Annotated in this window: 13 protein-coding genes; 2 read left to right on the plus strand and 11 right to left on the minus strand. The window is 65.8% G+C overall.

Going from position 1 to position 13,369, the window contains the following annotated elements; translation table 11 throughout:
* On the minus strand, positions 1 to 518 hold a 518-nt coding region (locus DFR29_RS07380), incomplete at its 3' end, for a hypothetical protein (protein WP_208113533.1).
* Between the two features lie 675 nt (positions 519 to 1,193).
* On the minus strand, positions 1,194 to 1,517 hold the full coding sequence (locus tag DFR29_RS07385) for a helix-turn-helix domain-containing protein (protein ID WP_133817952.1): 324 nt from the start codon (positions 1,515 to 1,517) through the stop codon (positions 1,194 to 1,196).
* Positions 1,518 to 1,656: 139 nt separating this feature from the next.
* Between DFR29_RS07385 and DFR29_RS07390 the strand changes: the two genes are divergently transcribed.
* Entirely contained in the window at positions 1,657 to 2,304 is a 648-nt protein-coding gene (locus DFR29_RS07390; protein ID WP_133817953.1) for a hypothetical protein, read from the plus strand.
* Between the two features lie 564 nt (positions 2,305 to 2,868).
* Here DFR29_RS07390 and DFR29_RS07400 read toward each other — a convergent pair.
* From DFR29_RS07400 to DFR29_RS07430, 7 genes are all read right to left on the minus strand, one after another.
* Entirely contained in the window at positions 2,869 to 3,117 is a 249-nt protein-coding gene (locus DFR29_RS07400; RefSeq protein WP_133817954.1) for a hypothetical protein, read from the minus strand.
* 74 nt (positions 3,118 to 3,191) lie between these two features.
* Positions 3,192 to 3,833 carry a hypothetical protein gene (locus tag DFR29_RS29970; protein WP_243745985.1) on the minus strand — a complete coding sequence of 214 codons (642 nt, stop codon included), beginning with the start codon at positions 3,831 to 3,833 and terminating at the stop codon, positions 3,192 to 3,194.
* Positions 3,811 to 4,506: a HupE/UreJ family protein gene (locus DFR29_RS07410; protein ID WP_133818322.1), complete on the minus strand. Its 696-nt coding sequence runs from the start codon at positions 4,504 to 4,506 to the stop codon at positions 3,811 to 3,813. Before DFR29_RS07410 ends, DFR29_RS29970 begins: the two co-directional genes overlap by 23 nt.
* Positions 4,507 to 4,562: 56 nt before the next feature.
* The gene (locus DFR29_RS07415; RefSeq protein ID WP_133817956.1) at positions 4,563 to 7,760 is read right to left on the minus strand and encodes an efflux RND transporter permease subunit; all 3,198 of its coding nucleotides are present in this window, start codon (positions 7,758 to 7,760) and stop codon (positions 4,563 to 4,565) included.
* Between the two features lie 10 nt (positions 7,761 to 7,770).
* A complete protein-coding gene (locus tag DFR29_RS07420; protein ID WP_133817957.1) occupies positions 7,771 to 9,012 on the minus strand; it encodes an efflux RND transporter periplasmic adaptor subunit in 1,242 nt (413 codons plus the stop codon).
* Positions 9,009 to 10,313, minus strand: coding sequence for a TolC family protein (locus DFR29_RS07425; RefSeq protein ID WP_133817958.1), 1,305 nt, complete (start codon positions 10,311 to 10,313; stop codon positions 9,009 to 9,011). The genes DFR29_RS07420 and DFR29_RS07425 overlap by 4 nt, the downstream gene beginning before the upstream one ends.
* 84 nt (positions 10,314 to 10,397) lie before the next feature.
* Positions 10,398 to 10,841 carry a hypothetical protein gene (locus DFR29_RS07430; protein WP_133817959.1) on the minus strand — a complete coding sequence of 148 codons (444 nt, stop codon included), beginning with the start codon at positions 10,839 to 10,841 and terminating at the stop codon, positions 10,398 to 10,400.
* A gap of 156 nt (positions 10,842 to 10,997) precedes the next feature.
* On the opposite strand from DFR29_RS07430, the gene DFR29_RS07435 reads away from it, so the two are divergent.
* A complete protein-coding gene (locus tag DFR29_RS07435) occupies positions 10,998 to 11,459 on the plus strand; it encodes a PepSY-associated TM helix domain-containing protein (RefSeq protein WP_133817960.1) in 462 nt (153 codons plus the stop codon).
* 76 nt (positions 11,460 to 11,535) lie between these two features.
* Here the strand turns inward: DFR29_RS07435 and DFR29_RS07440 are convergent, their stop codons facing one another.
* Both DFR29_RS07440 and DFR29_RS07445 read right to left on the minus strand, forming a co-directional pair.
* A complete protein-coding gene (locus DFR29_RS07440) occupies positions 11,536 to 12,870 on the minus strand; it encodes an MFS transporter (RefSeq protein ID WP_133817961.1) in 1,335 nt (444 codons plus the stop codon).
* A gap of 109 nt (positions 12,871 to 12,979) precedes the next feature.
* Positions 12,980 to 13,315 (minus strand): hypothetical protein, encoded by a 336-nt coding sequence (locus DFR29_RS07445; protein ID WP_133817962.1) that lies wholly within the window; start codon positions 13,313 to 13,315, stop codon positions 12,980 to 12,982.
* Positions 13,316 to 13,369 lie beyond the last annotated feature (54 nt).

Genomic DNA, 13,369 nt, shown 5'->3' on the forward strand with positions numbered 1-13,369 from the left:
CCGGGGGCGAAATCGGCGTGGATGGTGACGCGACCGTTTTCCGTGACCGAGGCGAGCAACGCGCTGGACAGGGCGTAGACCGTGCCTTCGCTGCGCGGCGTGACGTCGTGCTCGGAGCCGTCGGCAGCCACGGCCGTGGCCTTGAGCTGGGACTCGGCGCCGGCGTCGAGCTGCCGCTGCGGCGCGCTGAGGCTCAAACCCTGCGGCGACGGTGTGAACTGGCCGAACTGGATGGGGCCAAGTTCAACCTGGGCGTCCTGCAGCGGGTCGGTGAAGCCGGCGGCGCTCTGGCCCAGGGAACCGTCGGAACAAACGGCGCGGGCGCGGATTGCGCCGAGGGAACCGGGAATGCCGAACACGATGTAGCTGCCGTCGGCGGCCAACGGGGCGTTGCGGTTGCCGGCGGTGACGACGCAGCTGGCACCCGGCGGCGGCACGCTGTTGGCCTGGGCCAGCGCGGTGCCGGACAGCAGCCAGCAGCAGGCGCCCAGCAGCGCACGACGGAATCGCGTTCCCACGGCAGTTCCCATGATGTCCCCTGTAGCTCCCGACCGCATTGACTGCCGCAACGACGCTGCTTCTCGCACCCCGAGGTGCATCGCCGTATGTGACGGGCGAGTCACCCGCCTCGCGCTGCAACGAAGCACGGTGCTGACCGAGGTAGCTGCTTCTGTGTAAAACGCGAATTCGCGCCAAACGTGATCACGGCATCCGAGCCGGCCACCATCCCAGAACGGTCGGCGCGGCTAACCCATAGTCCGATCGACTTCCCCAGGGAGGCAAGAAATTCCCGCCATGACGTCAAAAAGCCCCCGTTCGCCAAAAACGTACTGCTACGCCAACAGTCGCCAGTCGCTGAGCAAGTTCCGCGCCTAGCGTACTGGAACCATGAACGGCCTGCCCCGCGCCGACGCCATCTGTCCGTGTGGCAGCTCGGCAGCATTAGCCTTCCGAAGGAACACTGCCGACTGCTTGCTCGTATGCTGACTTTTTAGGCTCTTACTTGCTAGCTAAAAATTGCCAGGCACGCTCACGTTCCTACGCGCGGACGACCCGCCTGATTGCGCGCGTACGCAGACGTACGGCGCAGCAAAGGAACTAGCCGCAACATTTCCGTGCGCTTCAGCTTGTGAGGTCGCGCTCGATACATCCGCTTACGTTGAGATGGATGCCCCGCACTGCGATAGCGAGGTCTACGTGTCCACCGCTCGCTCAATCTCGGCGAGAAAGGCATCTTGTCGCCCCTTGGACAACGCAGCGAAGGCCAGAAGCAAACGCGCTTGGCGATCGTCATCGGCGAACAGATAAGCCAACGGAACACCCAAGGCTTGCGCGAGGCGCCCAGCCGTCTCGAGGTCAGGCTCATGCACACCGGTTTCATACCGGTTAATACGCGTGCTGGCCACGAACTCATCCAGTCCTGCTGCAATCCCGAGGTCCTTCTGCGACATGCGCGCACCCGTGCGCGCAGCTTTCAGCCGTGCGCAGAAAACTGCTTTGGGCGACGACTTCCGCATGCTCCGACCAGACTGAACGGGAGCCTACGAGAGTCGTAGTTTTCGCTTGTACACGATACTACGTTTATCGTAGCTTTCAGCGCAACCAGGGCCGCCTTGGTATCGCCGTCCTGCTCACGATCATCAAGGGGAGTAGCCAATGAACGCCGCAGTCGCGAGCCGGCCCCGTGCCAGCATTCATGAGAGTTCGTATGTCGCTACGCCCACGGCGGATGGCTGGACTCAGTTCAACGTAGTCGGCGCGAAGGGCACCACTGCCCCGTGGTTGTTGCTGCCGATCGGTACATTTATGGGCGGTTACGCCGCTTCGGGGATGTACAAAGGTTTGCTCCCGGCGGTCATTGTCGGGATCGTCATGGGCTTCATTTTGGCAGGCTCCTACGTCTTCAGCCGCGCCGGTTCATTGTCCAAGTTTCGCAGCCGCCGTGCACCTGCGGGCACATTTTCTGTGGGTCTGCACGGCATCCGATTGCGCAACGGTCGCCTCATCGAAGTGCGACGAATTCGCCGTTTGATCTGCCGGAATGTGCAGACAGCGGGCACTGGAATTTTCGTCGGTGGCAATGGTGTAGCAGGTGGACTGGCCGCCGCCGGTGCAGCACGACATCTCGCTGATGCCGAGGCATACGTCCCGATCTCATTTCAGCTGGAGTTGGAGGCGGACGGCCGCACGGTCCCAGTTGTCGGGTGCCTGACGGTGGCGACCGCAAATGCGCTGATCGAAGACGTTTCGCGAGCGATGAATTTCCGTCCGTCGTTCCATGAAAGCGGAGGCGAAGCCTCATAGCTAAGGCCGTCGAGCCCTCGGCGGCACTGCGGCGCAACGTGGGCCTGAGTCTCGCGGCTTTAGTGACCCGCGGCGGCACTGTGGTTTGCTGCGTATAGCCAGCTGTCATGGTGGCACTGGGCGCCGGGGCAGCGCTCGCTGGGCTGGTGTCCGCTGCGCCTGCCCTAGTCTGGATGTCGGCGCACAAGCGTGGGTGTTCGGTGTGTCGGCTGCAATGCTCGCTGCATCGGGCCTAGTGCTGTGGCGCACGCGCCGGCTGCTGTGTCCAGCCGACCCGAAGTTGGCTCAGCATTGCACGCCCATCAGGCGGGCCAGCGTGGTGCTGTGGATCGTCGCCTTGAGCTGCACGGCTATCGGTGCCCTGCTCGCTTTTGCGCTGCCATTGCGGCGGTAACCGGCAAGACGTGGCGGCGGCAACCGCTGCCGCCACGAACACTATGCGCCCCGCTAGCTCGACTTGCCGTGGTAATCCCACGAATTTCCTGTTTTCGACCGATGCTGTGCATGGCTGAGCTGCGCCAAAGCCGTCACCGCCGGGCGCGATCACGCCCGGCGGTAGGTGGCTCAGTGCTCGTGCTCGGCCTTGACCGCCTCGTCGGCCTTCGCCTTTGCTGCTTTCTTGGCCGCTTCGCACTTGTCGTGCGCGGCCTTCACTGCCGGCTCCTTGAGGTCGATGGTGGCCGGATCCTTGCCCTGGAACTGGGCACATTCGGCCGGTGCCGCAGCGGCGCGGCGGTGAGCAGCCGGGTCGTGGGCGAGCGCCGGAAAAGCGGCAGCCGCCAACAGGGCGGCAATGAGCAAACGGGTGTTCATGATTTTCTCCTAGAAATCTCGCCGCTATAGAAAAAGCACCGCCTGCCGGCGGACGGGCGGTGCCGTGGGTCAGCTCAGGGTCGGAACAGCTCGCTGTAGAAGCCACTCACGGTCACGGTGACCGTGACCGGCGCGGTGCCGTTGTTGTGCCAATACCAGCCGTGCGTGCCTTCGAACGGCGCAGTGAATGTCCCGGCTGCGGAGGCGGCATCTGCCTGCCAGTAGCTGGTAAAGACGTCTTTGGCGGCGTTGATTTCCTCGCCGTGCATGTCGAACTCCACCGGACCGGCACCGGTCGACCAACTGAAGGTGTAGTGCTCGCCCTTGCGCATGCGCGCCTTGATTTCGGCGCCCTGGTCCGGCGCGAGCGTGACCTGCATCTCGCCCGTGCGGAACGGCGTGGCGATCTGGATCACATACGCGTTGCTGACGAGGTTAGCCGGCACCGCAGGCGCTGCGCCCGCAGCTACAGCGGGCGCCGGTGCAACGGTCTTGGGCGGCGGGGCGCCGGCACTCATGCCGAGCAGGCCGAGCTTGCGGCCGATGCCGGTCGGATCGATGTTGTGCTCAGCGGGCAACACGGTGGTTACGAGGATGACGGCGGCGACCGCCATCGCGATCAATGTGGCCTGGACGAGTTTACGCCGCGTCGGCAGCGGATTGAGGATAGTGTTGAACGTCATGTGTCGGATCTCAGGAGGTGAAGTAGCCGGCAAGCTGGTGGCCGATGAGGACGAAGCCGGCGGTCATGAGCACGGCGTTGGCGGCGAAGGCCTGGCGCTGAAACGCCGGCGTGCGGCGCCAGAAACTGATGGCGATGAGGATGCCGCCGAGCGCGATGAGCTGGCCCAGTTCTACGCCGACGTTGAAAGCCAGGATGTTGGTCACGAGACCATCGCCCGACAGCGTGAACTCCTGCAGCTTAGTGGCCAAGCCGAAACCGTGGAAAAAGCCAAAAATCAGCACGGCGGCCTTGGTGTTGGGCTGGACCCCGAAGAAACGCTGGAACGCACCGAGGTTATCCAGGCCCTTGTAGACCACCGACAGACCGATGATGGCGTCCACCAGATATGGATTGACGTGCGTACCGCTGAGCACACCGTAGAGCAGCGTGACGCTGTGGCCGACGGCGAACAGCGTCACGTAGATACCGACCTCGCGCATCCGATACAGGAAGAAGATCACGCCAAACAGGAACAGCAGATGGTCGTAGCCGGTGACCATGTGCTTGGCGCCGAGGTAGACGAACGGCAGGATGCGCGCACCCGTGCTGTTCTCGATGAAGGCCTTGTCGTCACCGGCCACGCCGTGGGCGAAAGCTGCAGACGACAGGAGCAGCATCACGAGGGCGCTGAGCCAGGGGAACACATGACGCGCGAGCGTCTTCATTCCTCCGGGAAAGCCCTGGCGCGCGAGCGCGCCAGGGCTAAGGGAAACAGCTGGGATCATGCAGTCACTCCAGGTCGGGAAGGATTCGGATCGGCAGGAAGTGCGTCGCCTTCGCGATGCAGCAGGCGGTAGAGCGCGGGCAGCACCAGCAATGTCAGCAAGGTGGACGAAACGATGCCGCCGATGACAACGGTGGCGAGCGGGCGCTGCACTTCCGCACCGGTGCCCACGTTGAGCGCCATCGGCACGAAGCCCAGCGAGGCCACGAGTGCCGTCATCAGCACAGGGCGCAGGCGAATCAGTGCACCGTCGCGGATCGCATCGTCGAGGCGATCGCCGGCCGCGCGCAGCGAGGCGATGAAGCTGATCATCACCACACCGTTCAAGACCGCCACGCCGGACAACGCGATGAAACCGATGCCGGCCGAGATCGAGAACGGAATGTCACGCAGCCATAGGGCCAACACCCCCCCGGTGAGCGCGAGTGGCACACCGCTGAACACCACGACCGCGTCCTTGCCGGAACCAAACGCCATGAACAGCAGGCCGAAGATCAGCAGCAGCACGATCGGCACGACCAACTGCAGGCGATTGCTCGCCGAGATCAACTGCTCGAACGTGCCGCCGTATTGGACCCAGTAGCCTTCGGGCAACGACAACTTCTCGCCAACTTGAGCGCGCAGATCCTCGACGAAGCCGCCGAGGTCACGCCCGCGCACGTTGGCCGTCACCACCACACGGCGCTTGCCGTTCTCGCGACTGACCTGGTTCGGCCCCAACGCCACCTCGATGGTGGCTACCTCGCCCAGTGGCACGTAGCTCACGCGCTTGCCGGTGGGCACCGGTGCGGACTCGTCGCGGCTATCGTCGTCGGGCAGCGGCACCGGCAAGGCACTCAGGCGTTCGATATCGGTGCGCACGTTTTCCGGCAAGCGCACCACGATGTCGAAGCGCCGATCTCCATCGAACAGTTGCCCTGCTTTCTCGCCGCCTAGCGCGATGGACACGGTCTGCTGCAGATCGGCCAGCTTCACGCCGTAGCGCGCCAGCGCGGTGCGGTTGGGCGTGATGGACAGCACCGGCAGGCCGGTGATCTGTTCCAGCTTCACGTCCGCCGCGCCGGGCACGGTCTTGGCCACGCCTTCGACCACCTTGCCCAATGCCAGCAACTGATCGAGATCGTCACCATAGACCTTGATGGCCACATCGCTGCGCACGCCAGCAATGAGTTCGTTCATGCGCATCTGGATCGGTTGGGTGAACTCGTAGTTGTTACCGGGGATGGCCTTGACGGCCTTCTCCAGCTCGGCCACGAGTTGCGCTTTGGGTTTGCGTGGGTCGGGCCAGTCCTTGCGGTCCTTCATGAGGATGAAGGTGTCGGCCACCGACGGCGGCATCGGATCGGTCGCCACTTCGGCGGTGCCGATTTTCGCAATGACTTTGTCCACTTCGGGAAACTGCTTGATGCGCGCTTCCAGCGCCGTCTGCATGCCGATGGCCTGGCTCAGGCTGGTGCCGGGAATGCGCAATGCATGCAGCGCGATGTCGCCCTCATCCAGGTTCGGAATGAACTCCGAGCCCAGGCGCGTCGCGAGCAACCCACTGGCCACGGTCAGCACCACGGCACCGGCCACAACAGCCAGACGCCAGCGAATCACCAGATCCAGCAAGGGCTCATAAACCCGCTTGATGCCCAGCACCACGCGGTTCTCGTGCTCGGCGACGCGGCCGGTTACGAACAACGCCACCGATGCGGGCACCAGGGTCAGCGAGAGGGCCATTGCGGCCACCAGCGCGATCACGACGGTGTAGGCCATCGGATGGAACATTTTCCCTTCCACACCGGTGAGCGCGAAGATCGGCAGATAGACGGCCGTGATGATGAACACGCCGAACAGACTGGGCTTGATGACTTCCGTGGTCGAGGTCGCAGCGAGTTCGAAGCGCTCGTCACGCGTGAGCAAACGCCCAAGTCGGTGCTGCGCCTCACCGAATCGACGCAGGCAGTTCTCGACGATGATGACCGCGCCGTCGACGATGAGGCCGAAATCCAGCGCGCCCAGGCTCATGAGGTTGCCCGAGATCTTGTTCTGCACCATGCCGGTGATGGTCATGAGCATCGCCAGCGGAATCACCGCCGCCGTGATCAGCGCCGCGCGGATGTTGCCGAGCAGCAGGAACAGCACGACGATGACGAGCAATGCGCCTTCGAGCAGGCTCTTTTGCACCGTAGCGATGGTGCGATCTACGAGCGCCGTCCGATCGTAGATGGCTTGCGCCTTCACGCCATCGGGCAGACCCTTGTTGACTTCCTGCAGCTTGGTCGCTGCACGCTGCGAGACTGCGCGGCTGTTCTCACCGACCAGCATGAACACGGTGCCCAGCACGACTTCGCGGCCGTTCTCGGTGGCCGCCCCCGTGCGCAGTTCGTGGCCGTCGTTGACCGTGGCAACGTCGCCGACGCGAATGGGCAGGCCGTCGCGACGGGTCACCACGATGTTGCGCACGCCGTCGAGGTCCGTCACCTGGCCCGGCACGCGGATCAGGTATTGCTCGCCCAGCCGTTCGATGTAGCCGGCGCCCACGTTGGCGTTGTCCTGGGCGACTGCATCGAGCACGTCGCGCAGATCCAGATCAAGCGCGACGAGCTTGGCCGGATCGGGCGTGACGTGGATCTGCCTCGTGTAGCCGCCGATGGTGTTGACCTCGGTGACACCTTCGAGGTGTCGCATCTGCGGCCGCACCACCCAGTCCTGCAGGGTGCGGATATCGGTCTCGCTCCAGGGCTTGCCGTCGGGCCGCTTCGCATCGGGGTCGGCCTCCACCGTATACATGAAGATCTCGCCCAGGCCCGTCGTGATGGGACCCATCTGCGGCTCAATGCCGGGCGGCAGTTGGCTTTTCACCTGCTGCAAGCGCTCAGCGACGAGCTGACGCGCGAAGTAGATGTTGGTGCCGTCCTTGAAGACCACGGTCACCTGCGACAGGCCGTAGCGCGAGATCGAGCGCGTGTATTCCAGGCTCGGCAAGCCGAACAAAGCGGTTTCCACCGGATAGGTCAGGCGCTGTTCGGCCTCCAGGGGCGAATAACCCGGTCCTTCGGTGTTGATCTGGACTTGAACATTGGTGATGTCGGGCGTGGCATCGATGGGCAGGCGCGTGTAGTTCCACGCGCCGAGCACGGCAAGGCCGAGCGCCAGCAGCACGACCAGCCAGCGGTGCCGGATGGCCGCACGAATAAGGGATTCGAGCATGGCGGTGTCCTCAGTGGTCGTGGCTCGCGCCGGATTTATCGATGTCGGCCTTGATGAGGAAGCTCTGCTCGGTCACGTAGGGAATGCCCGGCGCGATGCCTTCGAGCACTTCCACCGATTCGCCGTCACGCGCGCCAAGTTCCAGCATGCGCACCTCGTAGGTGCCGCCGACCTGCGTGAACACGACGGTGAAGTCACGGAAGCGCTGCAGGCCGGCGACTTTCACCGCCAGCGGCACGTCCCGCGTGCCTACGACCACGTCGGCGCTGACCGCCAAGCCGGGTCGCCAACGCCCGTCGTTGGGCAGGCGCACGCGCGCCGTCACGCTCTGGCTGCCGGCAGCGGCGATGGGCAGCACGCGGTCCAGCGTGGCTTCCGCTTCCAGCTCGCCGAAGGACGAGCGGATCGTTACCGGCTGACCCGGCTGCAGCTTGCTCGCGCCGGTGCCGAAGGCGTGCAGGTCCACCCACACTTGGGTGAGGTCGGTGATCTCGAACAGCACCGAATCCCCGGCTACATCACCCGCGTTGGTGCTTCGCGCCGTGACAACGCCAGCGATCGGCGAGGTGACCGTATAGGCGCGCAGACTCTCGTTGCTCTCCACCGTGGCCAAGGCTTGCCCCGCCGTTACTGTGTCGCCAAGGCCGGCACGCACTTCACGCACCAGCCCTGGGAAACGAGCTCTCACGCGCGCCTGGCGGTTCTCGTCAATGGCGACCACGCCCATGAGATGGAGCTCGTCGCGGATCGTGGCCGGACCGGTCAGTTCGGTCTTGATGCCGGCGGCTTCAGCCACCGCCGGTTCGATGCGCGTGCGGCCTTCGTAGGAGTCGTAGCTCCACTGGTGCGACTTGCCACCGTAACTCGCCGACACCTTGACGTCGAACGAATGCGGCTCGATCACGCGGGCGCTGCCGGTGAGGTGATCGCCTTCGGCTTTGAAGGTGAAGCGGTCCACTTGGCCACCCAGGCGGGTGAGTTCGACGGTCACCTGCACCTGGGCCGGATCGATGGGCTTGTCTTTCTCGTAGGCGTAGAGGCGGAATTGCGGCGGGACGCCGGTCTCGAAGATGGTGACCTCAATGGCGAAGTCGCCTTCACGTAGCATGCGGCCGCGATGGGGGCCGCGCTCGTAGTCGTCCGACGCCGCCGGCTTTTCGCCTTCGGCTATGGCACCACCGCACAGCAGCAGGGCAGCAAAGAAAAACCACGTGGCCAGCGTGGCCACGACACCGCGATGGGAAACCGTCATGGGGTGACCTCCGTAGCGGTGACGCCGAGGCTTCGGCCGGCCAACCGCTCAAGTTCGACGAACAACAGGTGATAGTTGCTGGCGGCCGATACGGCTTCGCTGCGCACGATCAGCAGCTGCTGCTGGGCGTCCACCAGTTCGAGGTAGGAATAGCGGCCGGCACCGAAGCCTTTTTCAGTGGCCTTCAGCGTGCGCTCGGCTTCCGGAATGACCTTCTCGCGCAGCGAGGCGACTTGAGTGCGGGCGTGCAGCAGCTCCTGGTAGAGCGCATACATCGTGCGATAGAGGTCCGCCCGTGCCGCTTCAGCATCCGCATCGACGGCGTCGCGGCGAAACTCCGCCTCGCGCTCATACGGTGCGGCGCGGGCCGCACTGCCGAACGGCACCGACAGGCTGAACACAAAGGCTTGATCGCTGCTCGCCTGCAACCGACGCACACCGGCGTTGAAGGTCAGATCGGGCTTGCGAGCGGCTCGGGCCAGTGCCAGCCGGGCTTCTTCGACACGGCGCGCCGAGGCGTAGCGCGCCAGATCCGGATTGCGCTCCAGCGCCTCGATCAGGCGGTCCAGGGACTCGGGTTCGGGCAGGTCGAAGAACGCGGATTCGGCCCGGCTGAACTCGGGTTCGCGTGCGTTCCAGGTGGCCGCCAATGCCACACGTGAACTCTTGAGCTCGTGCTCGGCGTGTTCTTCGGCGATGGTCGCTCGCGCCACGAGGATGCGGGCCTTGCCGGCTTCGGCTTCGCCGGCCTTGGCCGCGCGCACGCGCTGCTCGACCAGTTCGCCGCTGCGGTTGGCCAGAGCCGTAGCTTGGCGGGTCAGTGCCAGCGCCTCCTGGTCGGCCGCCACCTCGATGTAGCGCCGGGCGACTTCGGCCAGCAAGTCCAGACGGGACACGTCCTGGTCGGCCATCAGTAGTGCCTTGTCGGCATCGACCTGATCGACGCGGCGCTCACGCTTGCCGCCCCGCTCGATGACGGTGCCCAGGCGCAGCGTGGCTTCCAGCCCGCTGGTGCCGCTGACGCGGCCGGTGCCGAGGAAGTTTTCCGCTTCAACAGTGCCGTGCCAGGCCGGCTTGAGGTTGGCTTGATCGCGGCGGGCGTCCTGCGCCCGCAGGGAGAAGCCGGCGGCCCGCAGGGCCGGGTTGTCCTGCAATACGCGCTGGATCGCGTCGGCGAGGGTGAGTTGGGGGTAGGTTTGAGACGCAGCCATCGGCGCCACGGGCGCGCGCGGCTCGGTCGCCGCAGCGGCCAGCATCGGGCCTGCCAGTAAAGCAAGTCCGGCGAATAGGAAACGGGACACGAGGAAATCCTCTGACGAAGAAAACGAGCCGTGCAAACGCACGGACCGGACGGCCGTTAGGGAAACGGCCCTGGACGTCAGGGATCAGGCGATGGGAGGGCGGAACGGCGTGTCGGGGTGGCTGTCGCGGGGCGGCTGCTCGTTGGCCGGCAAGGCGAGCAACAGCACTTCGGGCGCAGCCCCCTGGAACGACCACGTCGGCGGCATACCGGGAGAAGCGCCACCGGTGTGGGTATGGCCGAGGTTCTGCAGATCGGTCTCGGGATCGCCGCTGTGACGGTGACCGTGCTCGTCGGCACCGGAAGACGCCACGGCTTCGTGGGCATGCCCGTCAACGTGATCGTCGTCGTGCTCGCCGGTGTCGGCCATCGAAACAGCCAGCCCAGCCACCGCGTGACGATGCACGTGACCGTGAGAGGCCACCACGTTTTGCACCAGCAGTCCCAGCAGAGCCAGCCACGCCAACGCGAAGGTCACCGCGTTACGGCGGACCTTGAACGTGCGGGAGTGGCGACGGGATGAGGGCATGGTCCATTCATCTTAGGGGACGGCCAGCAGCGGCCGCAATCGCTGGAAGTCACCTGAGACGGAACGCCGCACCCCTGCCCGGCCCTCAGGCGGACCGACTTGAAGCGAGAATCGTTCTCAGGACGTATGGCGCCGTTTTGACCAGGGGTGGCTGCGGTGCTGAAGAAAATCCTGTTCCAGACCCATTGGCTCCTCGGCATTACGGCCGGTGTGGTCCTCGGCATCGTCGGGGCGACCGGTGCGCTGCTGTCTTTCGAGGGACTAATCCAGGCCTGGATCAACCGCGAGGTGCGCACGGTCGAAACCCGTGCCACCCCCGCCCTGCCCCTGGCCCAGCTGGCGGCTGAAGCGCGGCGGCAGATGCCCGATCACCGGCTGGTCAGCCTCGCGCTGTCGGCCAGCCCCACCGACAGCGTGCGCGCGACGTTCTCGCCGAATGCGCCGCCCGTGCCCGGAGCCAATGCAGTGCGTGGCGGCGGCGGTCGGGGCAGTCCGCCCACGCAAACGCGTTACCTTGATCCCTACACCAGAGCCCTAGTCGCCGCCGCCCGCACGCGCGGCCAGGAGTTCTTTCGCGGCACACGTTCGCTGCATCGGTGGCTGGCCTGCGCCAGCTGATCGAAGAAGACCGCTACCGCCGCGACCTCTATCAATGCCGGCCCTCCGCCGCAGGCTGGGCCTGGGCGGAGATTTCTCAGCGCGGCCAGCGTTCGTGCTGGGCGTCGATGACGAAGGCGTGCGCATGCCCCCCACGGGTGGTGCGACCGTGCTCCGCCCAATGCGGATCGTCTTCCGGCAACCCCTCGTGCCGGTGCGGCACCACAACGGGATCGTGGGCCGGCCAAGCGCGCCAGGCCAGGAGCAGTCCTACCGCAGCCAGCACGGCCAGCGCCCCGAGGGCCGTCCCAAGTCCAAAGCGTGCACCCACCCAGCCGGCCAGCAGGTAGGCCACCAGCCAGCAGATGTGGGACAGCGAGAACTGTGCGGCGAACAGGAACGGCAGGTCGCTCTGCTGCGCCGAGCGCCGCAGCAACCTGCCCCCAGGCGTGACCAGCGCGGCGTACGCCCCGCCGAGCAACGGCCACGTCAGCCCGATGGCTAGCCAGCCGCCCGCGAGACCGGCTTGCCAAGCGGCGGTCAGGCCCGCCAGCACGAGGGCCATGGCCAGGGCCGCCGTCAGCATGATGCGCCGGTCGCTCAGGCGATCCAGAAGCTTGGGCAGGACCAGCGCTACAGCCATCGAGCCCGCACCGAAGGCCGCCAACGCCCAGGCCACTTGGCGCTCGCCGCCGCCGAGTACTGTGCGCACCAGGACCACGGTATTGACGAACACCATGGCACCGCCCGCTGCAGCGACCAGGTTCAGGGCCAGCAGGCCGCGCAGCCGGGGCGTGCGGACGTAGGTGCGGATGCCCCGCAGCGCCCGCGCATAGGGGCTTCCCGCTTGCGCAGCCGCAGCCGCCACCGGAAACGTCGTGCCGAGCACCAGGGCCGCCGACGCGAGGAAGCCCAGCGAGGTGCCGGCAAACAGGCCATGGAAGTTCACCACGGTCAGCAGCGCCGCCGCCAAGGCCGGGCTGAGCAGGCTTTCCAGGTCGTAGGCCAGGCGCGACAGCGACAGCGCCCGCGTGTAGTCACGTTCGTCGGGCAGCACTTTCGGGATGGTGGCTTGGAATAGCGGGGTGAAGCAGGCCGATGCCGACTGCAGCAAGGCGATCACCAGGTAGATCTGCCAGATGTCGTTCACGAACGGCAGCGCCACGGCCGCAGCGGCGCGTGCGAGATCCAATGCGATCAGGGCGCGCTTTCGCCAGTGGGGTGGCACGGTCGCCCCAGCCAACGGCGCAAGTAGAATGTATACCGTCATCTTGATGGCCAGCGCGGTGCCGAGAACGGCACCGGCCTGGGCACCGGCCAGGTCGTAGGCCAGCAGCGCGAGCGCCACCGTCGCCAGGCCGGTGCCGACCAGCGCGAGCACTTGAGCCAGAAATAGCCGCCGGAACGTGGCGTGTTTGAGCACATCGATCATCGAAACCTCCCGGGCGCGCGCCGACTGACGGCGCGGCCGCTTCCGCTTAGTCGTTCAAACCCGATCGCGCAGCCCGTCGGGCGTTCGCGAAGCCGCTAACAGGGCCGGCTCAGGCGATGGGAGGTCGAAAAACGGAGTCGCGGGGATCGTCGCCCGGCGGACGGAGCGGTTCGGAGGAACGCGGCATCTCGGCCAACCCGTCAGCCGGAACGAGCCGCCACGGCGAGGACGGCAACAGTGGAACGGCGCCGGCGGCGTGCGTGTGCCCGATGGTCAGGAGGTCGTGGAACGGGTCGCCCGAATGCCGGTGTTCCGGCACTCCATCCGCAGCGTGGTGGGTAGCCAGCGTCCCCAACGATGCCTCGGCGACGTGATCCGACCCAGGCCCATACACGCCAACCAGCATCGGCATCCCGTTGATGGCCTGAAGGACCATCAACGCCATCAAGACGCGAGCAAACAGCATCCAGCCCGAAGGTCTGGACCCAGGCCATACGCG

Source organism: Tahibacter aquaticus (assembly GCF_004363655.1).
In the GTDB taxonomy this organism is placed as follows: domain Bacteria; phylum Pseudomonadota; class Gammaproteobacteria; order Xanthomonadales; family Rhodanobacteraceae; genus Tahibacter; species Tahibacter aquaticus.

Excerpts from the sequence above, each read along its gene's own strand:
- DFR29_RS07410 (WP_133818322.1), bottom strand. The coding sequence starts at position 4,506 with ATGAAGACGCTCGCGCGTCATGTGTTCCCCTGGCTCAGCGCCCTCGTG.
- DFR29_RS07415 (WP_133817956.1), bottom strand. The coding sequence starts at position 7,760 with ATGCTCGAATCCCTTATTCGTGCGGCCATCCGGCACCGCTGGCTGGTC.
- DFR29_RS07400 (WP_133817954.1), bottom strand. The coding sequence starts at position 3,117 with ATGAACACCCGTTTGCTCATTGCCGCCCTGTTGGCGGCTGCCGCTTTT.
- DFR29_RS07385 (WP_133817952.1), bottom strand. The coding sequence starts at position 1,517 with ATGCGGAAGTCGTCGCCCAAAGCAGTTTTCTGCGCACGGCTGAAAGCT.
- DFR29_RS07420 (WP_133817957.1), bottom strand. The coding sequence starts at position 9,012 with ATGACGGTTTCCCATCGCGGTGTCGTGGCCACGCTGGCCACGTGGTTT.
- DFR29_RS07390 (WP_133817953.1), top strand. The coding sequence starts at position 1,657 with ATGAACGCCGCAGTCGCGAGCCGGCCCCGTGCCAGCATTCATGAGAGT.
- DFR29_RS07440 (WP_133817961.1), bottom strand. The coding sequence starts at position 12,870 with ATGATCGATGTGCTCAAACACGCCACGTTCCGGCGGCTATTTCTGGCT.
- DFR29_RS07430 (WP_133817959.1), bottom strand. The coding sequence starts at position 10,841 with ATGCCCTCATCCCGTCGCCACTCCCGCACGTTCAAGGTCCGCCGTAAC.
- DFR29_RS07445 (WP_133817962.1), bottom strand. The coding sequence starts at position 13,315 with ATGGCGTTGATGGTCCTTCAGGCCATCAACGGGATGCCGATGCTGGTT.